Here is a 25,887-nt window from a genome sequence, read left to right as displayed (position 1 = left end):
ATGTATGCGTACTCAGGTAGCGATCATCGGGGCCGGCCCGGCCGGGCTGATGCTGTCGCAGTTGTTGCACTTGCAGGGCGTCGATTCCGTGGTGCTGGAATGCCGTGGCCAGGAAACCATCCGCGCCACCGTGCGCGCGGGGGTGCTGGAGCAGGGCACGGTCGACGTGTTGACCGAAGTCGGCCTGGGCGGGCGGCTGCGCGGCGAAGGCTTTCGGCACGAAGGCACGGTGTTGCGGGTGGGCGGCGTTGACCGCCGTATCGACTTTGTCGACCTGACGGGCGGGCGCGCGGTAATGGTCTACGCGCAGCACGAAGTCATCAACGACTTGCTCGATGCGCGGTTGGCGGCGGGGGGCGACGTGCGCTTCAACGTCACCGACGTCACGCTGCACGACGTCACCCATGCCAACGATGTGCCCCGCGCCCCGCACACCACGGCGTCATCCGGACCCGTGGTTCGGTTCCGCGATGACGGCGGCGTCCCCGTCTCGCTGCGCGCGGATTTTGTCGTGGGCTGCGACGGCACGCACGGCGTCAGCCGCGCCGCCATCGCCCCCCAAGCCTTGCACACCCTTGAGCACCGCTACCCGTTCGGCTGGCTGGGCATCTTGTGCCAGGCGCCGCCATCTTCCGACGAGCTGATCTACGCCTTGGGCGCCGACGGCTTTGCGCTGGTCAGCACCCGGTCGCGCGAGGTGCAACGCATGTACCTGCAATGCGACCCGCGCGACGCCCCCTGCGACTGGTCCGATGACCGCATCTGGGCCACGCTGCGCGCCCGCCTGGCCACGCCAGACGGCTGGGCGCCCAAGGAAGGCCCCATCTTCGACAAGACCGTCATCGGCATGCGCAGCAGGGTGACCGAGCCCATGCGGCACGGTCGCCTGCTCCTGGCGGGCGACGCCGCCCATGTGGTGCCGCCAACCGGCGCCAAGGGCTTGAACCTGGCCGTGTCCGACGTGTGCCTGCTGTCGCGCGCGCTAACTCGTTTCTATCGGCATGGCAAAGACGACCTGCTGGACACCTACAGCGCTGACGCCTTGCGCCGCGTTTGGCGCGCGCAGCGGTTTTCAAAATGGATGACGGCGTTGCTGCACCGTTATCCCCACGCGGACGCCTTTGACCGCAAGCTACAAGACGCCGAACTCGACTACCTGACGCAATCACGCGCCGCGTGCACCACGCTGGCGGAAAACTATGTGGGGCTGCCCATGGCGCCGCCCTGGGACTGAACGCGGGCTATTTCCGCAAAGGAGAACCAGCATGACTCGTAGTGCCCAGAACGCGGCGGTTCGCGCCGCGCCGCCCGACCGCCGTAACGCCGACCCCGGTAGCGCCGACGTCGGCGACCTGCTGGACAACGGCCCTTTCACGTCCATGCAGAAGTTTGTGGTGATGCTTGCCGCCTTGTCCATCGTCATGGACGGGTTTGATGGCCAACTGATCGGCTTTGCGATTCCGATGATGATCCAGGAATGGGGCATCACGCGCGAGGCTTTCGCGCCCGCCGTGGCGTCCGGCCTGATCGGCATGGGGATCGGCAGCGCGTGCGCCGGCCTGTTCGCCGACCGCTACGGCCGCCGCATGGCCGTCATCGTCAGCGTGTTTGTGTTTGGCACGGCCACGTGCGCCATCGGGCTGGCGCCCGATGCCCTGACCGTGGCCGTGCTGCGCTTCATTGCCGGCCTGGGCATCGGTGGCGCGCTGCCCAGTTCCACGACGGTTACCGCCGAATTCACGCCCGCGCGCCGCCGCACGCTGGCAGTCACGGCCACCATCGTCTGCGTGCCTTTGGGCGGGATGCTGGCGGGCCTGTTCTCGGCGTATGTCCTACCTTTGTATGGGTGGCGCGCTTCGTTCTTCATCGGCGGATCGCTGCCCATCGCCCTGGGCTTTGCCTTGATGGCCACGTTGCCCGAATCGCCCCGATTCCTGGCGCGCCGACCCGAGCGCTGGAACGAGTTGGGCGCGTTGCTGGGCCGCATGGGCCGGCCCATGCCGCAAGGCGTGCACTACACCGACGCCGTCGAGCAGGCGCTTGAACAGCCGGGCGCCCAGCCGCAGCGTGGCGTGCGGGCCTTGTTCTCGAAGGGCTACGGCGCCGACACCATCGCCATCTGGGTGGCCTTCTTCATGTGCCTGACGGCGGTGTACAGCGCGTTCAGCTGGTTGCCCACGATGCTGACCTCGGAAGGCTTGCCGCTGGCGGTGGCCGCGTCCGGGCTGACCGCCTACAACCTCGGAGGCGTGATCGGGGCGCTGGTGTGCGCCGTCGCCATGACGCGCTGGGGCTCGCGTTGGCCGCTTGCCATCTGCTGCGTGGGCGCGCTGGGCAGCGCCTTCCTGATGCTGATGGTCGACGTGCGGCAAAGCTCTTCCTTGCTGGTGTTTGGGTTCGGCGTGCACGGGCTGTTCGTCAATGCCGTGCAATCCACCATGTATGCACTGTGCGCGTACGTCTATGCCACCGGCGTGCGCGCCACCGGCACGGCGGGAGCGCTGGCTTTCGGGCGTCTTGGCGCCATCCTTAGCGCCTTCGTCGGCGCAACCGTCATCACGCTGGGCGGCGCGCAGGGCTACCTGCTGTTGCTGGGCACGGTCATGGTGTTTGCGCTGATTGCGTTGCTGATGGTGCGCCGGCATATCCCCGGCAGGCGCGCGGCGCCGCCGCTGCGCACCGTTGCCGTCGTGGGGGGCACACGATGAATATCGCGATGCTGGGCGCGGGCGCCATGGGTTGCCTGTTTGGCGGGTTGCTGGCCGAGAGCGGCCGGCAGGTGACGTTGCTGGATATCGACGATGCCCATCTGGAGGCGATACGCCGCAGCGGTTTGCGGCTGGAGACCGACCAGGGCGACAGGCGCATCCACGGCATGACGGTGGCGCGGCCCGAGCACCACCGGCAGCCGCCGGAACTGTTGATCCTCTTCACCAAAAGCCTGCATACCGACGCCGCGCTACGCAGCGTGGCGCCGCTGCTGCGCGCACCTGCGCGGGTGCTGACCTTGCAGAACGGGTTGGGCAACCTGGAGGCGGTTTCGCGCCATGTGGACCCGGCGCGCATCCTGGTCGGCATGACAACGTGGCCGGCCGATCTGGCGGGGCCCGGCCACGTCAGATCGCATGGCGGCGGCGTGATCCGCATGTGGCCGGCGCGCGGTAGCGGCGGGGATGGCGCAGGCGACGGCAACGTAGACACCGACGTCATGCACATCGCGACAGTGCTCAATGACGCCGGTTTGCAATGCGAAGTCGACCCCAACGTCTGGAAGGCGATCTGGGAAAAGGTGGCCTTCAACGCCGCGCTTAACAGCCTGTGCGCCGTCTCGGGCTGCGCGGTCGGTCAGTTGGCCAACGTGGCTGACGGCCCGATGCTGGCGCGCACCGTGGTGTCCGAGGTGATCGCCGTGGCCCGCGCAAGTGGCGTCGACGCCGACGCGGCCGCCTGCCATGCCAGCGTCGCGCACGCCATTGCGCATCATCGCGGCCACAAGCCGTCGATGTTGCAGGACGTGCTGGCGGGCAGGCCTACCGAAATTGAAACGATCAACGGCGAAGTGGTGGCGCGGGCGCGCGCGGCGGGCGTGCCGGTGCCACACACCGCCCTGTTGCTGGGCCTGGTGCGCCTGATCCAGGCACGCCAATCTGATATTCCGACCGAGAGACACCCATGACCTCATCCGAAACCGCTCCTGTCCCGCCGCAGCCGCGGCGCCCGTCATCGCGACCCTCATTGGCGTCAAGCTCGCGCCCACCCGCGGGCCTGTCGCCGCGCGACTGGGCCAGCCATCCGGCCTATCTCTACGAGGACTATCGTTCGACGCAATTGCGCGGCCCGACACTGCCGCTCGTGCCCCTGGCCGCCGCGTTGGGCGAAATGCGCCGGCCGGTCTTTGGCGACGACAGTGTGGGCAAGCTGGACCACGACCTGACGCGCAATGCGCGCCGCAATGGCGAACCCATCGGCGAACGCATGGTGTTGGCCGGCCGGGTAGTGGACGATCTTGGGCGGCCGGTGCCGCACACGCTGATCGAAATCTGGCAGGCCAATGCGGCCGGTCGCTATGTGCACAAGGCCGACCGCCACGACGCGCCGCTGGACCCGAACTTCCTGGGCGCGGGCCGCTGCCTGACCGATGCGGACGGGCGATACCGCTTCTTGACGATCAAGCCGGGCGCCTATCCCTGGGGCAACCATCCCAACGCCTGGCGCCCGCAGCATATTCATCTATCCCTTTTCGGCCAGCACTTCGGTACACGGCTGGTCACGCAAATGTACTTTCCGGGCGACCCGTTGCATGCCTTCGACCCGATGCTGAACGGTACGCCGGAAGCGGCGCGCCGCCGGCTGATCGCGGACTTCAGCGTGGGCCTGACCGAAGAAGGTTTTGCGTTGGGATATCAGTTCGACATCGTGCTGCGCGGGGCGCGTTGCACGCCGTTTGAAAACGGCTAAGGAGGGGTCATGTTGATGCAAGGCTTGCAAGACAATTTTGGGCAGACGCCATCGCAGACGGTCGGCCCGTATTTCGCGTACGGCTTGACGGCGGCGCAGTACGGCTACGACTTCGATCAGCCCTTTGACACCGTGCTGGCGGATGACGAGGCGCGCGGTACGCGCATGCGCCTGGAAGGCCGTGTGCTGGACGGCGATGGCATGCCGGTGTCGGACGCGCTGGTGGAAATCTCGCACGTGGACGGGCAGGGCCGGTATCCGCGCAATGTGTACGAGGCATCGGCCATGGGGTTTCGGGGCTTCGGGCGTTGCGGCACGGGCACCGACCTGGGCAACCGCTACGCGTTTCACACGGTCAAGCCGGCGTCGCAGGCAGACGGCGAGGCGCCGCATATCGACATGATCGTGACCATGCGAGGGCTGTTGCTGCACGTGTTCACGCGCGTGTACTTCCAGGACGAGGCCGAGGCGAATGCAGCGGATGCGGTCTTAAATTCCGTGTATGCCGCGCGGCGCCACAGCCTGCTGGCGCGCAAGGACGAGCGGGGTGGCGAGCTTATCTACCGATTCGACGTCCATATGCAGGGGCCGTACGAAACGGTGTTCTTCGACGTGTAGCCTGCGCCATCACGCGATCCGGGCAAAAACCCGGCCCGAAGATTCGGCCCGAAGATTCGGCCTGAATATTCTGCGTGAACATTCGGCCTGAAAATCACCGCGAAAAAAAAGGCGCTGAAAACTTCAGCGCCTTGCCAATGCGGGGGGGGGTATGACACCGCCCGCGTTGCATCAGGCCGTGGTGTCGCCAGCCGCTTCGGGCTGGTACAGGATTTCTTCGATGCTGGCCGAATGCTCGGTCTGGTTCGGCGCCGTCCACGTGACCAGCTGGCCGGTGCGCGAGCCGATCAGGCTCAGCCCCAGTGGCGACATCACCGACACCTGGCCCTGCGCCAGGTTGGCATCGGCCGGATAGCACAGCGTGACAACCATTTCATCGCCCTTGTCGTTCAGCAGGCGCACGCGCGAACGCATCGTGATGATGTCGGGCGTGACTTCCTCGATGGCGATGATGGGCGCGGAGTCCAGCAATTCCTGCGCGGCATCGACGGCATCGCGCGACAGGGTCGCGGCGGTGGCGGGGCGGGTGATCATGCCCAGCAGTCGGGCGTGGTCCAGGGCGGTAATGAGTTTGTCTTGCGGCACGGCGTTCATGTCGGTTCTTCTTGGACGAAAGGCCCCGCTAGGCGTAGGCCTTTCGGCGTGCGCGGGCGAGGCAATGGAGGAGATGACAGCGCTTTGGGAAGAGAATGTTCAAGCGGTGCCGCGACGAAGCGTACGGTGTGGATCGTGCCCGGGCAGCGCGCCGACGTTGCGGCTTACTGCGGCTAGCCCACCCTAAAGCAGGCTTCGGACCCCGGACAGAGATGATTACCGGGCTGATTCGAGCGTCGAAGCGGTGCAGTTTTTGCGCGTTTGGCGCCCAATCTGCTGTCGGCAATAGGCGAGTATATAGGCCATTGCCACATGCGTGTGTCGGAATATTCTGAAAAGGGGCGATTTGCGCCGCCCCTTCCCGGGTACACGCGGTAAATCAGCCCTTGATAAAGGCCAGCAGGTCCGGATTGATGATGTCGGCGTGGGTCGTCAACATGCCGTGCGGCAAGCCTTGATACACCTTCAACGTGCCGTTTTTCAGCAGCTTGACCGACAGGCGCGAGGCGTCGTCGATGGGCACGATCTGGTCGTCGTCGCCGTGCATGACCAGCGTGGGCACGGTGATGGCCTTCAGGTCTTCGGTCTGGTCGGTTTCGGAAAACGCCTTGATGCCTTCGTAATGGGCACGCGCGCCGCCGATCATGCCTTGGCGCCACCAGTTGTTGATGACGCCCTGCGACACCTTGGCGCCCGAACGGTTAAAGCCGTAGAACGGGCCCGAGGCCACGTCTACGTAGAATTGGGCGCGGTTGGCGGCAAGCGCTTCGCGGAAGCCGTCGAACACTTCCATCGGCAGGCCGCCTGGGTTGGATTCGGTCTTGAGCATCAGCGGAGGCACGGCGCTGACCAGCACGGCCTTGGCGACGCGGCCTTGCGGCTGGCCGAATTTGGCGACATAGCGCGCCACTTCGCCACCGCCCGTCGAATGGCCGATGTGCACCGTATTGCGCAGGTCCAGGTGTTCGACCACGGCGGACGCGTCGGCGGCGTAGTGGTCCATATCATGGCCGTCGCTGACCTGGCTTGAGCGTCCGTGGCCACGGCGGTCGTGCGCAATGACGCGAAACCCCTTGTTCACGAAGTACAGCATCTGCGCGTCCCAGTCGTCGCTGGACAAGGGCCAGCCATGGTGGAACATGATGGGCTGGGCGGTCTTGGGACCCCAGTCCTTGAAGAAAATCTGCACGCCGTCGGGGGTGGTGATGGTGCTCATGGGCTTGTACTCCGGGTAGGTGCCACGGGGAGGGCGGGCGGCGGTGCAGGCTTGGGAACAAGCCGGCCCCGGCGCCGCGAAACCCTGAGCGTAGCGCTGCCCACCTTGCAGCGCTTGAAGATTATGAACCGGCTTTGAACGAAATCATCTTGCACTGGGGGGGCCGGCAGTACTAGGCATTCTGGCCCCCGCCCCCGGCCCGGCCCCCGCCTTCTTGCAGCGCCCGATAGTGTTCCACCACCCCTTGCAGGGCATATTCGGCGCTGGCCTTGCGTATGCTGTTGCGGTCGCCCGAGAAACGCTTGGTGGCGGTGAACACCACGGGGTGGGCGTCGGCATTGCCCATCTTGAAGACCCAGGCGTAGCACTGCGTGCCGCTGGGAATTTCGTCGTCGGTGGCGTCGGTGACGCCGGTATTGGACACCGCCACGTTCGCGGGGCTTTTGCGCGCCGCGCCCAGCGCCATGTCGCGCGCGACGGCTTCGCTGGTCAGATTGTGCGAGCGCAGCGTGGCCTGCGGCACCCCCAGGCAACGCTGCTTGGCCTCAACGGAATACACGACGAAGGCACAGTCCAGCAATTGGCCGGCGCCGGGAATGTCGGCCAGGGTGGCCGCAATCAGCCCCGCCGTGCAGGACTCGGCGGTCACCAGCGTCAGGTCGTTTTCCTGCATGAATGTCGCGACTCGTTCGATAGCGTTCATCGTTGCGCTCCGGTAAGGGGGCCGCCTTGTCATGGCCATTGCCCCAGGCGAGTGCCCCCCAAGCAAACGGCGTTCCCGGCGGCGTTGCGGGCATGGCAGTTGCTCCGGCATGGCGTTATCCCGACATTCCGTCATCCCATCAATGGGGGCCGTTGCCCCACCAACGCCAGGAGCCTGCCATGAACATCCCGTCGACGTTGCAGCAAAAGCCGACCTCGCCGCAGCCCAACCAGGGCCAGCCCGACCAATCCCCGGCCGAGAATCCGGACCGCCGCGCGCCGGGCCAGGAACGGGACAAGGACGGGCGCTGGCCGCCCGATGCCCTGCCCAATCCGATGCCGGGCCTGGACCCGCAGCAGACCCCCGGTATCGACCGCTTGGGTGACGCCAATATCGCCGACCAGCAATGGCTGCGCAGCACGCGCGGCCTGTAATGGCCGGGATGCCGGGCGTTTCCGCCCGGCCCGGCCGCTAAGCCGCTACGCCGCTAAGCCGCTAAGCCGCTACGCCGCTAAGCCGCTACGCCGCTAAGCCGCTACGCCGCTAAGCCGCTACGCCGCTAAGCCGCTACGCCGCTAAGCCGCTAAGCCGCTAAGCCGCTAAGCTGCTAGGCCGGTAGCGGCGCGGGCGGCGCACTCGCCCCCGGGTTGCGTCCCCCCGCCGACCCACCGCCCTTGCCGGGCGAGGATCCCGCCGCATTTCCCGCCACATTCCCGGCCGTATTCCCTGCCGCGTCTTCCGCCGCCGGCGCCGCATCCGCCGCATCCCGCTGCATATGCAAGATCTGTTCCGGCAACGCCAGCGCGATGCCCGCCGCCTGCAACTGCCGCATGATCCCCAGGTTGATCGCCTGCTGGATGTCCATGTAGTGGTTGTAATCCGCCGTCAGCACGTAATAGACCGCCTCGAACTCCAGCGCGCCCTCGCCAAATCGGGCCAGATGCGCGCGGTCAAAGCGCGTGTCGCTCTGGCCCTCGATCTGCGAACGAATAATGCCCGGCACGGCGGCCACTTTTTCCACGTCGGTTTTGTACGTAATGCGCACTGAAAACACGATGCGCCGTTGTTGCATCCGTTTGTAGTTTTGGATGGTCTGTTTGAGCAGCTCGGTATTCGAGCAGACAATCTGCTCGCCGCCCAGGCTGCGAATGCGCGTGGTTTTCAGCCCCACGTGCTCGATGCTGCCGGCCACCTGCCCGAACACAATGAAGTCGCCGGCTTCAAAGGGCTTGTCCAACCCGATGGAGATCGACGCGAACAGGTCGCTCAAGATGGTCTGCACCGCCAAGGCCACGGCCACGCCACCGATCCCCAGGCTGGCGACCAGCGCGGTGATGTTCACGCCCAGGTTGTCCAGCATGGCCAGCAGCGCGATCACCCACACCAGCGCCCGCAGCAGAAAACTGAGCAAGGTTGCGGTCACGGTGCCCCGGTTGTGCAGGGCGTGGCTCAAGCCCACGTCCACCGCGCGGTCCAGCCATAGCGCCAGTTGCAGCGCGATCAGCACAAACCACAAATGTTGTGCACCGCCTTCGCTCCAGGGGAACGGCGCGCCCGCCACGTCGATGCCGATCAGCAAGGCGAAGATGGCCAGCAGGATCCAGCTGGTGCGCTGCATGACGCGGATCGCGCCCGCCGCCATGCCGTGCCCGGGCTGCGCCGCGCGCCGCTCCAGCCGCGTGCGCACGAGGCGGAACGCAAAGATCAATATCAAATACAGGGTGGCCGCGACCGCCGCCGCGATCAGCCACAGGGCGATGGGATGGTCCGCGAGCGCGCGCGTTCCGGAAATCCATTGACTCAACATACCGCCTCCGCAAGGTTGGACTCGCGGTGGGCAGCAAATGTTGTGCCGCCGTGCGGCGGCGTCAGGCTACTGGCCGAACCGGGACAGCAGCATCGATATCAATCTGGCCTGGTTGAAGGGCTTTTCGCAACGGGGGAATTCGCGATAGCACGCTTCAAGGGCCTCGACGCCAAACCCCGTCAGCAGCACCACATGCACGCCCTGCGCCGTCAACGCATCGATCAGCGGATAAGACAGCGTGCCGTGCAAATTGATGTCAACCACCGCGCAATTGAATTGCCCGGCGTGTGTGTCGGCAAAGCGCGTCGCCTCGTCCAGCCATCCGATCATGCCGACGATCTCGGCGCCCACTTCGCGCAGCGCTTCCGCCAGCGTTTCCGCAATGACGTATTCGTCTTCAACGATCAGCAACTTGCAAGCCGACAGTGGGAGAGTTTCAGTCATGGTGATCCTTTTACTTGGCCGCGATCTTAAAGTCGGTCGACGGTCGTAATGGAACTTCGATACGGCAGCGCAGGCCATCTTCCCTGAAATCCAGCGACGTGCGCGCTTGCAGGGTGAACGTCAGTGCCTGTTCGATAAGCTCGCGCCCATAGCCCTTGCGGCGCGTATCAGGCGGCGTGGGCAGGCCGGACTCGTGCCATTCCACAACCAGCGTCTGCCCGTCGCCCTGTGGCCGCGTGTGCCATTGCACCTGCAACTGCCCACTGGCGTATTTCAAGGCGCCATGCTTGAGCGCGTTGGTGCCCAGTTCGTGCAGCGCCAATGCCAGTGACTGGCTGCATTCCGCGCTGACGAACGTGGGCTCGCCTTGCACCGACACGTGCTGCCCGTGCCCCACGGCGTCCAGCTCGCGGCGCACGATCTCGCCAAAATCCACGGCCTCGTGCGACGCATCGCTTAGCAGGCCCTGCACCCGGCTCAGCGCCGACAGCCGGCTGTCCAGCCGGTCATAGGGCTCGCCACGCCCCAGGGTGCGATACGCAATGCTCTGCACCAGCGCCAGCAGGTTGCGGGTGCGGTGTTGCAGCTCGGCAATCAGGATGCGATGCCGCTTTTCGGCCTGCGTGATCTGCGTGATGTCGATGAAGGTGACGACCACGCCGTCCACGCGGTTGTTGGCATCGCGGTAAGGCGCCAGCCGCAGCAGGTAGTGCTTGGCGTCGCCATCGCCTTCAATGCGGCGCTCGATCACTTCCTGGGATCGAAATACCTGCTGGATGTCTTGCGCGAACGAGGGCAACGGGACGCGGCTGGCCAGGTCGGTAATGGGCCGACCCCGGTCGCTGGGCAGGATGCGGAACACGTCTGACACGGGCGGCGTGAAGCTGCGGATCACCAGGTTGCCGTCCAGTAACAGCGTGGCGAACGCGGTGCTGGCAAACAGGTTGTGCAGGTCGCTGTTGCTGCGGTCCAGCTCGTCGACCTTGCCTTGCAATTCGGCATTCACGGTGTGCAGCTCTTCGTTGAGCGACACCAGTTCTTCCTTGGACGCTTCCAGCTCTTCGTTGGACGATTGCAACTCTTCGTTGACCGAGACCAGCTCTTCGTTGGATGACTTCAATTCTTCCAGCGCGGTTTCGTATTCCTCGATGGTCGATTGCAGGCGGTCGCGCGTTTCGCGCAGCTCGCTTTCAATCTGTTCGGCCGCGCCGATGTGCGCGGCGTGCAGATAGGCGTCGGCCTCTTCGCGGCTGACGGGCGGGCCGTCGTCGGCGAACAGCACCAGGTACAGCGGTTCGCCTTCGCGGTTCTCCAGCAAAGGGTCCACCGTCAGGCGCAGCAGCTGCACGCGGCCGTCGTCGCCTTCGATGGCCACGTTATGCCGCGTGGCCGTCACGCCGGTGGACATGGCGTCGTTGAGCAGCGCGCGCAGGTCCAGGCGCAGGTCCTTGCGCGCCAGCGCCAGGATCTGGCGCGTCGGCACGCCCGCCGCCGCCTCCAGGTACTTGCCCGTGCGGCCCGAGTAATACACCACGTCGCCATCTTTGTTGACCAGTACGTGCGGTGGCGCATGCTGGTTCAGCACCTGCGAATCGATGGATTGGCGCAGCCCCGTGGCACTGGCCGGCAGGCGCCGATGCAGAAGGTCCTGCGACGACGGCATCCCCGCCGATGGCAGGTTGAAATGCGGTCGCGGGCGTACGGCGATGTCGCTGCGCCGCTGGAAAATCCGATGCTTTTTGTCCACGGGGCCGAACATATCGGAGAACTGCGTCGTGTTTTCCGACATGCCCAGGAACAGATAGCCGCCGCTGCGCAGCGCGTAATGGAACGTCGGGAACACCTGCTTCTGAATGGTGCCGCCGAAATAGATCAACAGATTGCGGCACGACACCAGGTCGATGCGCGAAAAGGGCGGGTCGCGCAAAACGCTGTGCGGCGAAAAAATGCACAGTTCGCGGATCTGCTTGCTGACCAGATAACTTTCGCCATCGGCAATGAAGAACCGCTCGCGGCGTTCCGGGCTGACGCTGTCCAGCAGCGTGCCCGGATAGCGGGCCGTGCGCGCAATATTCAGCGCCCGCTCGTCGATGTCGGTGGCGAACAGCTGCACGCGCGGAGGCGTATCCATCTTGTCCATGTGCTCGCGCAGCAGGATGGCAAGCGAATAGACTTCTTCGCCGGTGGCACAGCCAGGCACCCACACCCTGACGGTATCGCCAACGCTGCGCCCTTCCAGCAGCTGCGGCACCACCAGCTTGGCCAGCGCCTCGAACGCTTCGGGGTCGCGGAAGAAGTCGGTCACGCTGATCAACAGGTCACGAAACAGCGCGCCGGCTTCCTGGGGCGTTTGCCGCAGGTACGCCAGGTAGGCCTCCAGCGAGTCCGACTGGTTCACCTTCATGCGGCGATGCACGCGACGCATGAAGGTCTTGCTTTTGTAACCGCTGAAATCATGGCCCGTGCGGGTCAGCAAGATCGCATAGATGTCCGACTTGATCCTTTCCATTTCGGGGGGCATGGCTTCGTCTTCGTCGGCGCTTAAGAGGCCGATCGGGGAGGTTGGCGCGGCGTCAAGCATGTGCAGGCGCGTGCCCATTTCGACTGCGGGCAGCGCAAAGTCGATGATGCCGGCGCCGATGGCGCTGTCGGGCATTTCGGCATAGGCCGGCCCGTTGCCATTCGGGGCCTGGGCCATGGTGATGCCGCCATATTCCTTGATGGTCTTCAAGCCCAGGGTGCCGTCGGAACCGCTGCCGGACAGCACAATGCCCACCGCGCGCTGGCCATAATCGCGTGCCAGCGACATGAAGAACTGATCGATGGGGCGCCGCCCGGCGCGCTGGCCGGACGTGGCGGCAAGCTTGATGCGGCCCTGGCTGATCGAGATGTCGGCGTCCGCCCCCAGTACATAGACCTGGTTCATCTCGATCGCCATGTCGTTTTCCGCGGTGTTGACCGGCAACGACGTGTGGCGGCCGATGACCTCCGGCAGATGGCTTTCGCGGCCCGGGCCCAGATGCGTCACCACGATGAACGACATGTCGGGCTCTTTGGGAATGCCCGCAAAGAAACCTTCCAGGGCCTCCACGCCGCCGGCGGAAGCACCGATACCCACAACAAAAGCGGCACTGGAAAGGGTCATGTCGTTCCAAAAATGGGAAAAGCAGGATGATATTCGACGACGTTAGCACGGGGAATCAATGGGTGTCCCGGTCGGAAAAATCTACATACCTATGCGGGACGCACCCTGAAAAAACCGTGCGGTAACGGTGCTATACGACGGCGGTTTCAGGAATGCAGCTTGCTGGAAGACAAGCGCCACTTTTCAAAAGGAATTCGCGATGAAATCCAAAGACAACAAGCCCAACCCCACCGCCGACGACACCCCGCGCGAAGCGCAGGCCAGCCACCGCGACACGCAGAACCGCAGCAAGAAAGAAGGCCATGTCACGCAGATCGGCACCGGCCAGGATCAGCAGAGCCAGCGCAATCGCGGCGCCGGTTCGCGTAGCAAGCCTTAAAGGAGAACACGCCATGACACATCCTGGGCATAGTTTGCATGGCGCTCGCCGCTCAGCGCTTGCCCTCGCTTTGGCGGCGGGCCTGGCCTGGGCGCCGTTGACCTTCGCGCAATCGGCCGGTGGCCCGGCGGGGCCGGCGGGGCAGGGTGGCCCGCCGCCTGCCGGCACGCCGGCGCCCCAGGGGCCCGCGCCGGACAGCGGCGCACCGGCACCATCCAAAGGCGATCCGTCGCGCCCGCCGCCCACCGTGCCGCAGGCCGCGCCGGGCACCACGCCGTCGCAGCCGGTGCAGGGGCAGGGCACGGTCAAGGGCTCATCGGCCAACCCGGCGCCCGACGGGCAGATTCCCGGCGGCAAGGCGGGCTCGGGCGGACACAAGACCAACATGTTCGGCCGCTGAAAAAGGCCGGACGCCATGTAAAGCAAAGGCGGCGCATCATGCAAAACCGAGACATCGTGGTGGTGGCGGTCTCCACGGGCGGCCTGGCCGCGCTGGAGGTCTTGTTGGGCGATCTGGACCCAGGCCTGCGCGCATCGGTGTTCGTGGCGATGCATGTGGACGGCTACCGCAGCGTCCTGCCCAGCCTGCTGCAAAACCGTACGCGCTGGCAGGTGCAACATGCCGAGGATGGCCAGCCCTTCGCGCCCGGCGTCGTCTATATCGCGCCGCCCGACCGGCACATGATTTTGCAGCATGACGCCACAGTATTGACGCGTGGCCCGAAGGAAAACTTCACGCGGCCGGCGGCGGACCCGTTGTTTCGTTCAGCCGCCGTGCATTACGGGCCGCGCGTCGTGGGCATCGTCCTGACCGGGCGCCTGGACGATGGCTCGGCCGGGCTGAAATCGGTGCACGCGTGTGGCGGTTTTGCCATCGTGCAGGACCCGCAGGACAGCGTGGCGCAGGATATGCCTGCCAACGCGATCGCGGCCGTGCCCACGGCGCAGGTGCTGCCGCTTCAACAAATTGGAAATGCGATGGCTAAAGCGATCAACACAACAGTGGCGCCTCGCGCAGCGGGCAGCGGGCCGTCCGAAACGCTGCGCACCGAGTCGCGCATGACGGAAACGGGCCAGTCCTCGGCGGCCGTGCTCGAACGCATCGGGCGGCAGGCGGGGCTGACCTGCCCGGAATGTGGTGGCGCAATCTGGCGCGTGGACACGGGCGTGCCCGTCCGGTATCGGTGCCACACCGGCCACGCATTTTCGTCCGCCTCGCTGAACGCCGCGCAGGCGGAGCAGGTTGACGATGCCATCTGGTCCGCCGCCCGCCTGCTGCGCGAGCGTATTTTGCTGGCCAGTGAAGAAATCGCTACGGGCGGCGCAACGGCCGACGCCACGGGCCGGTTGCGGGCGTCGGTGGCGCAATGGGAGGCGGCCTACCAGCAGCTGCGCAGCCTGGCCGCGACCACCGACGGCCCCTTGGCGAAGACCGACATCGCTTGACCGGCGCGCCGAGCGCGGCAGGAATGCGATTTGCGGCCCTTGCGGTCCCACCCCGGGGATAACTATGCAAGGAGATCAGCGATGACCGCCGTGAACAAAGAAATGGAAGCCTGCATCGACAACTGCCTGGCCTGCTATCGGCACTGCCTGCAAACCGCGTCCAACCACTGCCTGGAGGCGGGCGGCGAACATGTCGAACCCGAACACTTCCGCCTGATGATGGCCTGCGCAGAAATCTGCCGTACGGCCGCGCACACGATGCTGATTGGCATCGAACAACACGATCGCGTTTGCGGCGCGTGCGCCGAAATATGCGCCGCTTGCGCGGACAGCTGCGAAGGCGTCGGTGGCATGGACGACTGCGTTGCAGCCTGCCGGCGCTGCGCCGACAGCTGCAAAAAGATGGCGGCCTGAACGGATGGCGCCCTGCACGCGCGGGCGCGACTGGCCGGCTACGCCAGCCGCTGCGACGCCAGCCAAAGCGTCACCAGGAGCGAGCCGGCCACCATCCAGAACACGATGGCCAACAAAATACCTAGCGACAGCCGGAAGCCGGTTGCGGGACCGGCAAGCGGCAAACGAGTCGCGGGCGTGATCGGAAGCGAGGTCGCGGCGCCGGCCAGCGGCAGCGGGGCGGCTTGCGGCACGGAGGGCAAGGTGGGGGAGGCCATGGTCGATCCTGTAGTCCAAGGACGTGTGTGGTAGGGTCCCGCCCACGCCGTGCGGGTCTGCAAAGGGTTGCGGCGCAGGCCGCGGTCCTATACAGCAAGTGCCGTGCCCAAAGAAGAGCGCCTTCCCCGGGAGCGCCTTCCCCGGGAGCACCTTCCCCGGGAGCACCTTCCCCAGGAGCGCCTTCCCCAGGAGCGCCTTCCCCAGGAGCCCGCCCCGGGCAGTGCCGTCCCGGGCAGCGCCCGTCGGGGCAGCGCCGTCCCGGCAGCACCGTCACGGGTAGCGCCTATCAGGCCCGCCCGTCGCGCGGCGCAATCCACGCCGAGCAGCCGCCCGGTGCGCTGGCGCCGCTGACGTAAAGCGCGCCCGCGCCAAACAGGGAAAACAACGTCGCGCTGGGCGCATCCGCCAATACCCACACGCCCCCCGACGCGTCCGCCCACACTACGCGGGCGTCCGTGCCGTCCAGCGCGGCCAGCAAGCCCGCCGCGCTGGCGCCCGGCCGCAACACCACCACCGACGTGTCCTGGGCCGGCGCCGACACCGGATACAGGTTCAGGGCCGCCGCCGTGGTGATGACCACGGCCAGCAACGCGGACACGGCGGCGCCGCCCGCGCCGCCCGCGCCCCCCGCGCCCGCTCCTTGCCGCCGCAGCACCCACCCCGCCAGAAGCGGCACGATCCCAAACAGGACCAGCCACGCCAGCTCCCAGGGCAAGGGCTCGGCCACATCCATGCGTAGCCGATGCAGGCCCACCACCCAATGCGACAACACGGCATCGATCACATGCCACAGGCCAAAGCCGATCAGGAATTCGGCCAGCAGACGCTTGCGCGGCGGCATGCCGGCACCGCGCGAGCGGTACAGACTCCACAAGCCTGCCCCTGCCACCGCATACATCAGGGCGTGGAAAACGCCATCGGCCACGACTTGCACGCGCAAATCAGCCAGGGATGCCGCGTTCAGACCGGAAAGAAGGTGGTGCCATTGCAATATCTGATGCAGCAGGATGCCGTCAAAAAAGCCCCCCATGCCGAAGCCCAATAAAAAACCCGCCCACGGATGGCGGCGGGGCAGGGTGGCGGCCGGGCCGGCCCGCAGCGGCGCGTTCATTGCGAGACCGGGCCAGAACGTTTGGGCAACACCGCCGGTGTGTCGTCCGCCGGCTTGAAGGTATCGCCTTCGGTGTCGCGCTCGGGGTTGGGGTTGCCATCCATGGGTTTGACGCCGCCCGCGCGGGTGGCCGGCTGCCGGCCTTTCTCGCTATGGTCATCGGCGTGCTTGATGCCGTCCTGAACACGGTTGGCGATATCCACCTGGTCCTCGGTGGACGGCTCCACCGCGCCGCTGCCAGCGGTGGGCGGGTTGGTGGCTTTCTCTGCTTGCGTGGGCTTCATGGGGGGCTCCTGGAATTCAGGTTCAACAATGGACACCGCGTAGTCCGGATATTCGGTGCGGGCGGCTTCTACGGCGGCTTCGCAGCTGGGATAGGCGCGGGCGTCCTGCTGCACGCCCAGCATGGCTATGCCGCGAAAGCTCCATTTGCCGTCCGGGCGTTGAAAGGCTTCAACGATCATCTTCCGACTCCTCGCGCGGCGGCGCGGGGCGCGTGTCGTTCGAGCCGGGCAAGGTGCCGGTGCGCGCCTCGGTTTCTTCCTGGGCCTCGGCGCGGTCAAAGCCCGTGCCCTCGTGGCTGCGCGCGGCGGGCGGATGGTCAATGTCTGGAATGTCACGCGATGCCTGAGGTTTGGACGACGGCCGCAACGCGCCAGCGTTGACGTCGGGCTGGCCGGGGATGGTCTTGCGGGAACCGTCTGATGGGGGTTGGGGCATGGGAGCTCTCCTGGCGGGGTTCAACGAGTCCGGCAGGCGAGCAATTGGCGTGCCCGCGACGCCGCCGCAAGGGCCTTCAAAAGCCTGACGGCGAACAGGCGGCAAGACAGCCGGCCCGCCTGCGCAAGACCGCGTGATCCGGCCCCGCAATCGGCAAGTTTTCGGCACGCCAATTGCGGCATCCGTCGCGCCCTTCCCTTGCCCCTTATTTCTCCTTTGGAGTATCCCCATGAGCAGCACTGTCGACTCTCGATCCGGCCACCAGCCGGCAGCCGAACGCACCTACCTTGAAGATGCCTTGTCGGGCAGCTCATGGCTGGCACGCGATACTCCCGCCATCGTTTGCTTTTCGCACTTGCGTTGGAACTTCGTGTTCCAGCGCCCCCAACATCTGATGACCCGGTTTGCGCGCTCGCACACCGTCTATTACGTTGAAGAGCCAGTTTGGGTGGACAGCGCGCGGCATGGCTGGCTGGAGGAGAACCAGTGCGACGGCGTCACCGTGCTGACCCCGCACCTGGCGCGCGATAACTGGGTGGAAAGCCACCGCCGACTGTTGCAGGAAAAGCTCTGGGCCGACGGCGTGACGCGGCCGGTGCTCTGGTACTACACGCCCATGAGCCTGCCGTTCTCGGATCAGGTCGAAGCCAGCCTCGTCGTGTACGACTGCATGGACGAGCTGTCCGCATTTCGTGGCGCGCCGCCGGAATTGGTCGACATGGAAAAGCGCCTGCTGGCGCGCGCCGACGTGGTGTTTTGCGGCGGCCACAGCCTGTATGAATCCAAGAGCCGCCTGCATCCCAATGTGCACGCGTTTCCCAGCAGCGTGGACGGCGCGCACTTTGGGCAGGCGCGCGCCGTCACGCAAATTCCGGCCGACTTGCAAGAAATACCCGGTCCGCGCCTGGGCTTCTACGGTGTGCTGGACGAACGCTTCGACACGCGTCTGGTCGCCGAGGTGGCGGCCTTGGCGCCCGACTGGCATTTTGTGTTCATTGGCCCGGTGGTCAAGATAGACCCCGCTGAATTGCCGCAGGCCGCCAACATCCATTACCTGGGACCGCGTTCGTATGACCAGTTGCCTGCTTATCTGGCGGGTTGGGACGTTGCGTTGATGCCGTTCGCGCTGAACGAATCCACGCGCTTCATCAGCCCGACCAAGACGCCTGAATATCTGGCGGCGGGGCGGCCCGTGGTGTCCACGCCCATCAACGACGTGGTGCGAACTTATGGCGGTTCTGACGTAGTGTTCATCGCGCGGGACGCGCCCGCCTTCGTGGACGCCGCCGCGGCCGCGTTGCAGGCCACCAAGACCCCCGAGCTCCTGCTTGCCAAGGCCGACCATGCGCTGCGTGGGATGTCGTGGGACGCCAGCTGGGACGGCATGTGCCGCGTGATGAACCGCGCCTACACCAGCAGCGCAACGCGTCGCGCGGCGGCGCACGAGCCCGCGCGCGCCGTCAAGTCGGCCGGCACCGTGCGGCACTACGACTACATGATCGTGGGCGCGGGCTTTGCCGGCAGCGTGCTTGCCGAACGGCTGGCGCGCGGCAGCGGCAAGCGCGTGATGGTGGTGGACAAGCGCCCGCACGTGGGCGGCAACGCGTATGACTACTTCAACGATGCCGGCCTGCTGCTGCACCGCTATGGCCCGCACATCTTCCACACCAATTCCGCCAAGGTGCTGGAATACCTGTCGCGCTTCACGGCGTGGCGCAGCTATGAACACCGCGTGCTGGCGGAAACGCCCAAGGGGCTGGTCCCCATGCCGATCAACCTGACCACCTTGGAAAAGCTGTACGGCAAGCGCTTTTCGGCCGAAGAGGCCGAGCGCTTCCTGAAGTCGGTGGCCGAACCCATCGCCAACGTGGCCACGTCGGAAGATTTCGTGGTGTCGCAAGTTGGCCGGGAACTGTACGAGACCTTCTTTCGCGGCTACACGCGCAAGCAGTGGGGGCTGGACCCGTCACAGCTGGACCGTTCCGTGGCCGCCCGCGTACCCACGCGCCTGTCCACCGACGACCGCTACTTCACCGACCGCCACCAATGCATGCCGCTGCACGGCTACACGCGCATGTTCGAACGCATGCTGGACCATCCGAACATATCGCTGGCCCTGGGGCTGGATTATCAAGAAGCCCGCGCCGCGTTCACCTTCGATGGCCTGATCTACACCGGCCCCATCGATGAATACTTCGGCTACCGCTTCGGTGCGCTACCGTATCGATCCTTGAAGTTCCGCCACGAAACGCTGGACGAAGAATGGCATCAACCGGTGGGCGTGGTGAATTACCCATCCGAAGATGTGCCGTACACCCGCGTCACGGAATACAAGCACCTGACCGGCCAGCAGCATGCGCGCACGGCCATCACTTACGAATATCCGTCGGCGCAGGGCGACCCTTACTACCCGATCCCGCGACCCGAAAACGCCGCGCTGTTCCAGCGTTACCAGGCGCTTGCGGATGCCACCCCCGGTGTGCATTTCGTGGGGCGCTTGGCCACGTATCGCTACTACAACATGGACCAGGTGGTCGCGCAGGCCTTGGCCACGTACGAGGCCATCGCCGCGAAGAACGCCGAGGTGCACACCGCGCTTGTCGCCTGAGCGGGGGCGCCCGATGCATTTTCAAAGTGCTTTCCTGGCGGGTTTCGAATGTTCATGCCACCGCTTTCCCGACGGACGCCAGCTGGATCTGCTGGCCTCCACCGGCCACGCCCAATGGGCCGAGTCGGACTATGCCCACGCCGTGTCGCTGGGGCTGCGCACCGCGCGCGACGGCGTGCGCTGGCACCTGGTCAACCCGGCGCCCTATGCCTACGACTGGTCCAGCGTGCTGCCCATGTTGCGGGCGGCGCGCGCGACCGGCATGCAGGTCATCTGGGATTTATGCCACTTTGGCTGGCCCCAGTGGATCGACATCTGGTCCAGCCGCTTTCCCGAGGCGTTTGCGCGCTATGCCGCCGCCGTCGCGCGCCTGATCGCACAAGAGTCGGAGCTGCCGACCTGGTTTTGCCCGATCAACGAGATTTCGTACTGGAGCTGGGCAGGCGGCGACATGGCGCACTTCAGCCCATGCGGCACCGGGCGGGGAGGCGAGCTTAAGCGGCAGTTGGTGCGGGCCTTTGTGCAGGCGGCCGACGCCATTCGCGAGATCGATCCCGGCGCGCGTTTTTTGGCCGCCGAGCCGATGATTGCGGTGCATCCGTGGCAACCCGGTGACGACGGCCCGGCCGCCGCCGCCAACGCCTCGCAGTTCGAAGCGGTGGACATGATCACCGGCCGCACGCAGCCGGAATTGGGCGGTGACGAGCGCTACCTGGATATCGTGGGCGTCAATTACTACCCGCACAACCAGTGGCTGCATTGCGGCCCGCAGTTGCGCCATGACGACCCGCGCTACCGGCCGCTGGGGGAGTTGCTGGCAGAGCAGGCGCAGCGCCATGGCCGTCCGATCCTGATCGCAGAGACGGGCGCGGAAGGCGCGGCGCGCGCGCCGTGGCTGCGCTACGTGGCGGACCAGGCGCTGCTCGCGCGCGGCGCGGGAGTGGATGTGGCGGGCATCTGCCTGTACCCGGTCACGGACTACCCCGGGTGGGAAGACAACCGCTACTGTTCGACCGGCTTGCTCAGCGCGCCGTCGGACACAGGCCAACGCGCGGTCTACGCGCCGTTGGAAGTCGAGCTGCGTAAACAGGCAGCGCGCTTTGGTGATGGCCCGGCCGGCTTGCTGGACGCGCCGCGCGCCGTTGCACTAGGGGGTTGAACCATGTCGTCGGATCAACAAGCATTGCCCACCCGACCGTTGGCGTTTATCTGGCGCTACGTTGCCCAGCGGCGGCTGGCGTTCGGGTTGCTGGCCTTCGTGGTGGTGTTGGCCGGCACGTGCTCGGTCGCCGTGCAGTACGCCATGAAGCTGATCGTGGACGCCATGGCCGGCGGGCAGGCGTCGGCCGGTGATGTGTGGTGGCCGCTGGGCGTGTTCCTGGCGCTGATCGCCGTCGAAGCGGCGTTGTGGCGCAGTGGCGGCTGGCTGGGCTGCCGCAACATCGTGGCGGCCTGCGCGGCCTTGCGGGTGGAACTGTTCGAACACCTGAGCCACCACTCCACGCGCTACTTCCGCCAGCACCATTCCGGCGCGCTGGCCAACCGCATCACCGCCACCGCCACGGCGGCGGGCGCGATCTATGGCGCGGCGGTGTGGAGCATCATTCCGCCCTGCGTGGACTTCATCGGCGCCATTGTGGTGTTGTCGACGGTGGACTGGCGCATGGCTACCGCCTTGCTGTGCTTCGTGATCGTGTTGGGCGCGGTCATCATCGCCTTTGGCGCCCGGGGGCGCGGCCTGCACCAGCACTATGGCGAACAGGCGGCCCACGTCGGCGGCGAAATCGTCGACGCCATTTCGAACATCTGGGCGGTGCAGGCGTTTTCGGCCCAGGCGCGTGAGCGCGCGCGGCTGGAGCGGGCGCTGGGCGAAGAAGCCCGCGCGCAACGCCGCAGCTGGATGTACGTGGAAAAAGCCCGCGTGATCCATGATGCCTGCCTGTGGCTGGCGGCCAGCGCCATGCTGTTCTGGGTGCTGCATTCCTGGCAACGCGGCAACGCCACGCCGGGCGATGTGGTGGTGGTCAGCGCGCTGACCTTTCGCATCCTGCATGGGTCGCGCGACCTGGCCCTGGCGTTGGTCGGCACCGCGCAGCAGTTTGGCGTCATCGGCGAAATGCTGCGCGTGGTGGCGCGTCCGCCCGCCGTGCCCGACCTGCCCGGGGCGCGACCGCTGCGCCCGGAATCCGCATCCATCGTGTTCGACAACGTGCACTACACCTACCCAGGCGGCAATCGCGCGGTGCGGGGCGTGTCCTTGACGATACCGGCAGGGCAGAAGGTCGGCTTGGTGGGCGCCTCCGGCGCGGGCAAGTCCACGCTGCTGTCCTTGCTGCAACGGGCCGACGAACCGGACGGCGGCAGCATCTTGATCGGCGGGCAACCCATCCGCCACGCCACGCTGGAAAGCCTGAAGGACGCGATCTCGGTGGTGCCGCAAGACATCAGCCTGTTCCGCCGCAGCGTGATGGAGAACATCCGGTATGGCCGTCCGGATGCGTCCGAGGAAGAGGTGCTGCAAGCGGCCGCGCAGGCGCATTGCGCCGAATTCATCAGCAAGATGCCGCAGGGCTATGACACCGTGGTGGGCGAACGCGGCGCGATGTTGTCCGGCGGCGAACGCCAGCGCATCGGTATTGCGCGCGCATTTTTGAAAGATGCACCCATTCTCTTGCTCGACGAAGCCACCTCGGCGCTGGACAGCCATTCCGAAATGCTGATCCAGCGCGCGCTGGCGGAACTGATGCGCAGCCGCACGGTGGTGGCCGCCGCGCACCGCCTGTCTTCGTTGGCGCGCTACGACCGCATCGTGGTGCTGGAAAACGGCGCGGTCGTTGAAGACGGCACGCTGGATGAACTGCTGCGCGCGCGTGGGCCGTTCCGCGCGCTGTGGGACCTGCAAGCCAGCCGCAAGGGCGCGATGCCGCATGACGACGGGTCGGTGGAATCGCTGGACGATGCGCGCGCCGCGCGCGAAGGCCAGCTCAAGCAGGCGTAGGCAGTTTCGGCATGGCGGTTGCGAGGGTCGCGGCAGCCGGGCCATTAGGGGAACGGCGTCAAAGGAGATAAACCATGTTTGCTCACAACAAACGATTGCAGTACACCGTCCGCGTCTCGCAGACCAATCCCGGTCTGGCGAACCTGCTGCTGGAACAATTTGGCGGGCCGCAAGGAGAACTGGCGGCGGCGTGTAGATATTTCACACAGGCCATTGCCGAAGACGATCCCGGCCGCAAAGACATGCTGCTGGACATCGCCACCGAAGAACTGAGCCATCTGGAAGTGATCGGGACCATGGTGGCCATGCTGAACAAGGGCGCCAAGGGCGCGCTGGCCGAAGCCACCGAATCCGAGGCCGAGATCTACCGGCGCTTGAACGGGCCGGGCAACGATTCGCACGTGACGCAAGTGCTGTACGGCGGCGGGCCGGCGCTAACCAACTCGGGCGGCCAGCTGTGGAATGCGGGCTATATCGACACCATCGGTGATCCGTCCGCCGACTTGCGCTCGAACATCGCCGCCGAAGCCCGCGCCAAGATCATCTACGAACGCTTGATCAACGCCACGGACGACCCCGGCGTCAAGGAAGCCCTGGGCTTTTTGATGACGCGCGAAGTCGCGCACCAGCGGTCCTTTGAAAAGGCGCTGTATTCCATGGAGCCCAATTTCCCGCCCGGAAAGCTGCCGGGCGACCCGCGCTTTGCCAACGTGTACTTCAACATGTCGCAGGGCGAAGGGGATATGCGCGGTTCGTGGAACAGCGACGAAAACTTCACCTACGTGACGGCCCGCGAAGATCAGCGCGCCATCGATGGCGACGGCATGGCCAGCGTTGGGCTGACGGAAGAAGAAACGCTGGCGCTGCAAGCCATGGTGGCACGCACCGCGTCGGACCCCTCGGCGGACCCGGAGACGGGCGCGGAGCTGGGTCAGGGGCCGGGCGCCGCCGATAAATTGACGTGATGCCACCGGCTCCCAGGCAACCCGGATCGCGGGCACGATTTTTGCTCAATTCCGGCACCCCGTTCCGGGTTGTCATCACAGTGAGAGCCAAGCCATGCTTCCCATTCGAAAAGCGGTGTTTCCCGTTGCCGGCCTGGGCACGCGTTTCCTTCCGGCCACCAAGGCCATGCCCAAGGAAATGCTCCCCATCGTTGACCGGCCCCTGATCCAATATGCCGTCGAGGAGGCCGTGGCGGCGGGCATTACCGAATTGATCTTCGTCACCGGCCGCAACAAGCGCGCCATTGAAGACCACTTTGACCGCATGCCTGAATTGGAACGCGACCTGGAATTGAAAAACAAGGTGGCGTTGCTGGACAGCGTGCGCAACGTGATTCCCGATTCCGTCAAATGCGTCTACACGCGTCAGCCCGCCGCGCTGGGGCTGGGCCACGCCGTGATGTGCGCGGCGGCCATCGTGGGCGACGAGCCGTTCGCGGTGCTGCTGGCCGACGACATGATCGACGCCGACACGCCGGTGATCGGCGAGATGATGAAAGTGGCGCGCGAGTTCGAAGGCAGCGTGCTGGCGGTGCAACACGTGCCGCGCAGCCAGACCAATCAGTACGGCATCGTGTCGGGCAAGCCGGCCTCGCAAAGCGTCGTGCAGGTGTCCGGCATCGTGGAAAAGCCCAAGCCCGAGGACGCGCCCAGCGAGCTCGCGGTGGTGGGCCGCTACATTCTTGAGCCCCAGATCTTTGACGCGCTCAAGGCCACTCAACCGGGCGTGGGCGGCGAAATTCAATTGACCGACGCCATCGCGTCGCTGTTGCAGGATCGCAAGGTGTACGGCTACGAGTACGACGGCGTGCGCTACGACTGCGGCAGCAAGGAAGGGTTCTACCGCGCCACGATGGAAATCGGGCGCAAGTACCACGGCATGGTGGGGTGATGGGCTGGGGCGGGGCTAAGAGGCTGCCCCGCGGCCCCTTGGCCCCGCGCGGGGCCTGGAAGTCCTAAGCCGCCGCCGAGGGGTGCCCGTTGCCGTTGGGGGCGTCGTTGCCGCTGCCCCGATCGTCCGTGCCGGGCGCTGGCGGCGCGGCGGCCGGCAAGCGCTTGTGCGCGGTCGCGTCGTATTGCTTCAGGATCGTCTCGCGCGCATCGTCGCGTACCGGCCGGCCTTCCAGGAAATCGTCGATCTCGTCGTACGAGACGCCCAGCGCCACCTCGTCCGGCAGGCCCGGCCGCAGCGATTCCAGGTCGGCCGTGGGGGCCTTGGTGATGAGCTTGGCGGGTGCACCCAGCACCACGCCCAGCGCGCGCACGCGCCGCTTGGTCAGACCGCGTAGCGGCAGCAGGTCGGCCGCGCCATCGCCGTGCTTGGTAAAAAAGCCCATCAGCGCTTCCGCCGCCTGGTCGGTGCCGATGACCAGGCAGTCCAGCGCGCCGGCAATCGCGTATTGCGCCACCATGCGTTGACGCGCCTTGATGTTGCCAGCGACGAAGTCTTCCGCTGCCTTGTCGGTGAATACCAATCCCGCTGCTTCCAGCGCGTCACGCTGGGCATTTACCGCCGGCTTGATATCGACTTGCATGACGTGGTCCGCGCGAATGAAGTCCAGCGCGCGCGCGGCATCCTCTTCGTCGTGCTGTTCGCCGTACGGCAAGCGCACCGCCACGAAGAACGCCCGGCGTCCCTTCAGCCGCAGCCGCTCGGTGGCCAACTGCGCCATTCTTCCCGCCACCGTCGAATCCACGCCGCCGCTGATGCCCAGCACATAGCCGGATTTTCCGGTGTCTGATAAATAATCCTCCAGGAATGCGATCCGGCTTTCGAGCTCGCGGGCCGAGTCGAAGCCTTGCTGGACGCCGAGTTCACACGCAATGGCAGCTTGGCGATCTTGCGTGTTGGTATTCCGAGCCATGATCAGGTCTCCCTCCACAGTTGCGAATGCGGCGGACCGGCGTCCGCCATGTGCACCTGAGGGGCGGTAGCAAGTACCGAACCCGGCCCCGGATAGTCA

General features: G+C 66.0%; 26 protein-coding genes. 15 read left to right on the top strand and 11 right to left on the bottom strand.

The features are described 5' to 3' along the window. Window positions 1–4 precede the first annotated feature (4 nt). From KYT87_RS20585 to pcaG, 5 genes are read left to right on the top strand one after another with little or no spacing between them, the layout of a single operon-like run. Complete coding sequence (locus KYT87_RS20585; RefSeq protein ID WP_219990739.1) at window positions 5–1,234, top strand: 4-hydroxybenzoate 3-monooxygenase; 1,230 nt, start codon at window positions 5–7, stop codon at window positions 1,232–1,234. Window positions 1,235–1,265: 31 nt separating this feature from the next. After that, entirely contained in the window at window positions 1,266–2,708 is a 1,443-nt protein-coding gene (locus KYT87_RS20580; RefSeq protein WP_219990738.1) for an MFS transporter, read from the top strand. Continuing rightward, window positions 2,705–3,676 (top strand): ketopantoate reductase family protein, encoded by a 972-nt coding sequence (locus tag KYT87_RS20575; RefSeq protein ID WP_219990737.1) that lies wholly within the window; start codon window positions 2,705–2,707, stop codon window positions 3,674–3,676. Before KYT87_RS20580 ends, KYT87_RS20575 begins: the two co-directional genes overlap by 4 nt. Continuing rightward, window positions 3,673–4,458, top strand: a complete 786-nt coding sequence (pcaH, locus tag KYT87_RS20570) for a protocatechuate 3,4-dioxygenase subunit beta (RefSeq protein WP_219990736.1) — start codon at window positions 3,673–3,675, stop codon at window positions 4,456–4,458. The genes KYT87_RS20575 and pcaH overlap by 4 nt, the downstream gene beginning before the upstream one ends. A gap of 9 nt (window positions 4,459–4,467) precedes the next feature. After that, entirely contained in the window at window positions 4,468–5,076 is a 609-nt protein-coding gene (gene pcaG, locus KYT87_RS20565; protein WP_104144173.1) for a protocatechuate 3,4-dioxygenase subunit alpha, read from the top strand. 171 nt (window positions 5,077–5,247) lie between these two features. Here pcaG and KYT87_RS20560 read toward each other — a convergent pair whose 3' ends face one another. The 3 genes from KYT87_RS20560 to KYT87_RS20550 all read right to left on the bottom strand — a co-directional run bounded on the left by KYT87_RS20560 (window position 5,248) and on the right by KYT87_RS20550 (window position 7,589). Then, a complete protein-coding gene (locus tag KYT87_RS20560) occupies window positions 5,248–5,670 on the bottom strand; it encodes a GreA/GreB family elongation factor (protein WP_046807288.1) in 423 nt (140 codons plus the stop codon). A gap of 379 nt (window positions 5,671–6,049) precedes the next feature. Then, window positions 6,050–6,886: an alpha/beta fold hydrolase gene (locus tag KYT87_RS20555; RefSeq protein ID WP_120156548.1), complete on the bottom strand. Its 837-nt coding sequence runs from the start codon at window positions 6,884–6,886 to the stop codon at window positions 6,050–6,052. Window positions 6,887–7,058: 172 nt separating this feature from the next. Next, a complete protein-coding gene (locus KYT87_RS20550) occupies window positions 7,059–7,589 on the bottom strand; it encodes a CinA family protein (protein ID WP_104144171.1) in 531 nt (176 codons plus the stop codon). Between the two features lie 179 nt (window positions 7,590–7,768). Between KYT87_RS20550 and KYT87_RS20545 the strand changes: the two genes are divergently transcribed. Next, the gene (locus KYT87_RS20545; protein WP_046807121.1) at window positions 7,769–8,023 is read left to right on the top strand and encodes a hypothetical protein; all 255 of its coding nucleotides are present in this window, start codon (window positions 7,769–7,771) and stop codon (window positions 8,021–8,023) included. A gap of 173 nt (window positions 8,024–8,196) precedes the next feature. Here KYT87_RS20545 and KYT87_RS20540 read toward each other — a convergent pair whose 3' ends face one another. The 3 genes from KYT87_RS20540 to KYT87_RS20530 form a co-directional block, all read right to left on the bottom strand. Next, the gene (locus KYT87_RS20540; protein WP_255593359.1) at window positions 8,197–9,396 is read right to left on the bottom strand and encodes a mechanosensitive ion channel family protein; all 1,200 of its coding nucleotides are present in this window, start codon (window positions 9,394–9,396) and stop codon (window positions 8,197–8,199) included. Window positions 9,397–9,462: 66 nt separating this feature from the next. Further along, window positions 9,463–9,840, bottom strand: coding sequence for a response regulator (locus KYT87_RS20535; protein WP_046807122.1), 378 nt, complete (start codon window positions 9,838–9,840; stop codon window positions 9,463–9,465). A 10-nt stretch (window positions 9,841–9,850) separates the two neighbouring features. Then, window positions 9,851–12,985: a CheR family methyltransferase gene (locus KYT87_RS20530; RefSeq protein WP_219990735.1), complete on the bottom strand. Its 3,135-nt coding sequence runs from the start codon at window positions 12,983–12,985 to the stop codon at window positions 9,851–9,853. 199 nt (window positions 12,986–13,184) lie between these two features. Between KYT87_RS20530 and KYT87_RS20525 the strand changes: the two genes are divergently transcribed. From KYT87_RS20525 to KYT87_RS20510, 4 genes are all read left to right on the top strand, one after another. Further along, the gene (locus KYT87_RS20525; RefSeq protein WP_104144168.1) at window positions 13,185–13,364 is read left to right on the top strand and encodes a hypothetical protein; all 180 of its coding nucleotides are present in this window, start codon (window positions 13,185–13,187) and stop codon (window positions 13,362–13,364) included. Window positions 13,365–13,377: 13 nt separating this feature from the next. Continuing rightward, on the top strand, window positions 13,378–13,764 hold the full coding sequence (locus KYT87_RS20520) for a hypothetical protein (protein WP_146073912.1): 387 nt from the start codon (window positions 13,378–13,380) through the stop codon (window positions 13,762–13,764). Between the two features lie 38 nt (window positions 13,765–13,802). Next, window positions 13,803–14,810 carry a chemotaxis protein CheB gene (locus KYT87_RS20515; RefSeq protein WP_219990734.1) on the top strand — a complete coding sequence of 336 codons (1,008 nt, stop codon included), beginning with the start codon at window positions 13,803–13,805 and terminating at the stop codon, window positions 14,808–14,810. Window positions 14,811–14,891: 81 nt separating this feature from the next. After that, complete coding sequence (locus KYT87_RS20510) at window positions 14,892–15,224, top strand: four-helix bundle copper-binding protein (protein ID WP_046807127.1); 333 nt, start codon at window positions 14,892–14,894, stop codon at window positions 15,222–15,224. A 38-nt stretch (window positions 15,225–15,262) separates the two neighbouring features. Here KYT87_RS20510 and KYT87_RS20505 read toward each other — a convergent pair whose 3' ends face one another. The 4 genes from KYT87_RS20505 to KYT87_RS20490 all read right to left on the bottom strand — a co-directional run bounded on the left by KYT87_RS20505 (window position 15,263) and on the right by KYT87_RS20490 (window position 17,313). Then, on the bottom strand, window positions 15,263–15,481 hold the full coding sequence (locus KYT87_RS20505; RefSeq protein ID WP_046807128.1) for a hypothetical protein: 219 nt from the start codon (window positions 15,479–15,481) through the stop codon (window positions 15,263–15,265). Window positions 15,482–15,768: 287 nt separating this feature from the next. Further along, window positions 15,769–16,593, bottom strand: coding sequence for a DUF2243 domain-containing protein (locus KYT87_RS20500; RefSeq protein ID WP_219990733.1), 825 nt, complete (start codon window positions 16,591–16,593; stop codon window positions 15,769–15,771). After that, on the bottom strand, window positions 16,590–17,057 hold the full coding sequence (locus KYT87_RS20495; RefSeq protein ID WP_052946113.1) for a hypothetical protein: 468 nt from the start codon (window positions 17,055–17,057) through the stop codon (window positions 16,590–16,592). The genes KYT87_RS20500 and KYT87_RS20495 overlap by 4 nt, the downstream gene beginning before the upstream one ends. After that, window positions 17,047–17,313 (bottom strand): hypothetical protein, encoded by a 267-nt coding sequence (locus KYT87_RS20490; RefSeq protein WP_104144162.1) that lies wholly within the window; start codon window positions 17,311–17,313, stop codon window positions 17,047–17,049. The genes KYT87_RS20495 and KYT87_RS20490 overlap by 11 nt, the downstream gene beginning before the upstream one ends. 229 nt (window positions 17,314–17,542) lie before the next feature. On the opposite strand from KYT87_RS20490, the gene glf reads away from it, so the two are divergent. From glf to galU, 5 genes are all read left to right on the top strand, one after another. Continuing rightward, window positions 17,543–19,921: a UDP-galactopyranose mutase gene (gene glf, locus KYT87_RS30060; RefSeq protein ID WP_219990732.1), complete on the top strand. Its 2,379-nt coding sequence runs from the start codon at window positions 17,543–17,545 to the stop codon at window positions 19,919–19,921. Between the two features lie 13 nt (window positions 19,922–19,934). Beyond that, complete coding sequence (locus KYT87_RS20480) at window positions 19,935–21,080, top strand: beta-glucosidase (protein WP_120156541.1); 1,146 nt, start codon at window positions 19,935–19,937, stop codon at window positions 21,078–21,080. Window positions 21,081–21,083: 3 nt separating this feature from the next. Continuing rightward, on the top strand, window positions 21,084–22,919 hold the full coding sequence (locus KYT87_RS20475; RefSeq protein WP_219990731.1) for an ABC transporter ATP-binding protein: 1,836 nt from the start codon (window positions 21,084–21,086) through the stop codon (window positions 22,917–22,919). Between the two features lie 74 nt (window positions 22,920–22,993). Then, window positions 22,994–23,884: a manganese catalase family protein gene (locus KYT87_RS20470; RefSeq protein ID WP_219990730.1), complete on the top strand. Its 891-nt coding sequence runs from the start codon at window positions 22,994–22,996 to the stop codon at window positions 23,882–23,884. Between the two features lie 94 nt (window positions 23,885–23,978). Continuing rightward, complete coding sequence (gene galU, locus KYT87_RS20465; protein ID WP_046807134.1) at window positions 23,979–24,815, top strand: UTP--glucose-1-phosphate uridylyltransferase GalU; 837 nt, start codon at window positions 23,979–23,981, stop codon at window positions 24,813–24,815. Between the two features lie 64 nt (window positions 24,816–24,879). Here galU and nadE read toward each other — a convergent pair whose 3' ends face one another. Continuing rightward, window positions 24,880–25,788, bottom strand: a complete 909-nt coding sequence (gene nadE, locus KYT87_RS20460; protein ID WP_219990729.1) for an ammonia-dependent NAD(+) synthetase — start codon at window positions 25,786–25,788, stop codon at window positions 24,880–24,882. Window positions 25,789–25,887: the final 99 nt, after the last annotated feature.

Origin of the sequence: Achromobacter sp. ES-001 (assembly GCF_019448355.1) — a bacterium.
GTDB lineage: Bacteria > Pseudomonadota > Gammaproteobacteria > Burkholderiales > Burkholderiaceae_B > Achromobacter > Achromobacter spanius_B.
The sequence above is the reverse complement of the archived record's forward strand: the minus strand, read 5'-3'. Positions and strand labels throughout refer to the sequence as shown.

Bases quoted from the DNA above. Each gene is read 5' to 3' on its own strand.
- KYT87_RS20585 (WP_219990739.1), top strand. From the start codon at position 5: ATGCGTACTCAGGTAGCGATCATCGGGGCCGGCCCGGCCGGGCTGATG.
- KYT87_RS20580 (WP_219990738.1), top strand. From the start codon at position 1,266: ATGACTCGTAGTGCCCAGAACGCGGCGGTTCGCGCCGCGCCGCCCGAC.
- KYT87_RS20575 (WP_219990737.1), top strand. From the start codon at position 2,705: ATGAATATCGCGATGCTGGGCGCGGGCGCCATGGGTTGCCTGTTTGGC.
- pcaH (WP_219990736.1), top strand. From the start codon at position 3,673: ATGACCTCATCCGAAACCGCTCCTGTCCCGCCGCAGCCGCGGCGCCCG.
- pcaG (WP_104144173.1), top strand. From the start codon at position 4,468: ATGTTGATGCAAGGCTTGCAAGACAATTTTGGGCAGACGCCATCGCAG.
- KYT87_RS20560 (WP_046807288.1), bottom strand. From the start codon at position 5,670: ATGAACGCCGTGCCGCAAGACAAACTCATTACCGCCCTGGACCACGCC.
- KYT87_RS20555 (WP_120156548.1), bottom strand. From the start codon at position 6,886: ATGAGCACCATCACCACCCCCGACGGCGTGCAGATTTTCTTCAAGGAC.
- KYT87_RS20550 (WP_104144171.1), bottom strand. From the start codon at position 7,589: ATGAACGCTATCGAACGAGTCGCGACATTCATGCAGGAAAACGACCTG.
- KYT87_RS20545 (WP_046807121.1), top strand. From the start codon at position 7,769: ATGAACATCCCGTCGACGTTGCAGCAAAAGCCGACCTCGCCGCAGCCC.
- KYT87_RS20540 (WP_255593359.1), bottom strand. From the start codon at position 9,396: ATGTTGAGTCAATGGATTTCCGGAACGCGCGCGCTCGCGGACCATCCC.
- KYT87_RS20535 (WP_046807122.1), bottom strand. From the start codon at position 9,840: ATGACTGAAACTCTCCCACTGTCGGCTTGCAAGTTGCTGATCGTTGAA.
- KYT87_RS20530 (WP_219990735.1), bottom strand. From the start codon at position 12,985: ATGACCCTTTCCAGTGCCGCTTTTGTTGTGGGTATCGGTGCTTCCGCC.
- KYT87_RS20525 (WP_104144168.1), top strand. From the start codon at position 13,185: ATGAAATCCAAAGACAACAAGCCCAACCCCACCGCCGACGACACCCCG.
- KYT87_RS20520 (WP_146073912.1), top strand. From the start codon at position 13,378: ATGACACATCCTGGGCATAGTTTGCATGGCGCTCGCCGCTCAGCGCTT.
- KYT87_RS20515 (WP_219990734.1), top strand. From the start codon at position 13,803: ATGCAAAACCGAGACATCGTGGTGGTGGCGGTCTCCACGGGCGGCCTG.
- KYT87_RS20510 (WP_046807127.1), top strand. From the start codon at position 14,892: ATGACCGCCGTGAACAAAGAAATGGAAGCCTGCATCGACAACTGCCTG.
- KYT87_RS20505 (WP_046807128.1), bottom strand. From the start codon at position 15,481: ATGGCCTCCCCCACCTTGCCCTCCGTGCCGCAAGCCGCCCCGCTGCCG.
- KYT87_RS20500 (WP_219990733.1), bottom strand. From the start codon at position 16,593: ATGAACGCGCCGCTGCGGGCCGGCCCGGCCGCCACCCTGCCCCGCCGC.
- KYT87_RS20495 (WP_052946113.1), bottom strand. From the start codon at position 17,057: ATGATCGTTGAAGCCTTTCAACGCCCGGACGGCAAATGGAGCTTTCGC.
- KYT87_RS20490 (WP_104144162.1), bottom strand. From the start codon at position 17,313: ATGCCCCAACCCCCATCAGACGGTTCCCGCAAGACCATCCCCGGCCAG.
- glf (WP_219990732.1), top strand. From the start codon at position 17,543: ATGAGCAGCACTGTCGACTCTCGATCCGGCCACCAGCCGGCAGCCGAA.
- KYT87_RS20480 (WP_120156541.1), top strand. From the start codon at position 19,935: ATGCATTTTCAAAGTGCTTTCCTGGCGGGTTTCGAATGTTCATGCCAC.
- KYT87_RS20475 (WP_219990731.1), top strand. From the start codon at position 21,084: ATGTCGTCGGATCAACAAGCATTGCCCACCCGACCGTTGGCGTTTATC.
- KYT87_RS20470 (WP_219990730.1), top strand. From the start codon at position 22,994: ATGTTTGCTCACAACAAACGATTGCAGTACACCGTCCGCGTCTCGCAG.
- galU (WP_046807134.1), top strand. From the start codon at position 23,979: ATGCTTCCCATTCGAAAAGCGGTGTTTCCCGTTGCCGGCCTGGGCACG.
- nadE (WP_219990729.1), bottom strand. From the start codon at position 25,788: ATGGCTCGGAATACCAACACGCAAGATCGCCAAGCTGCCATTGCGTGT.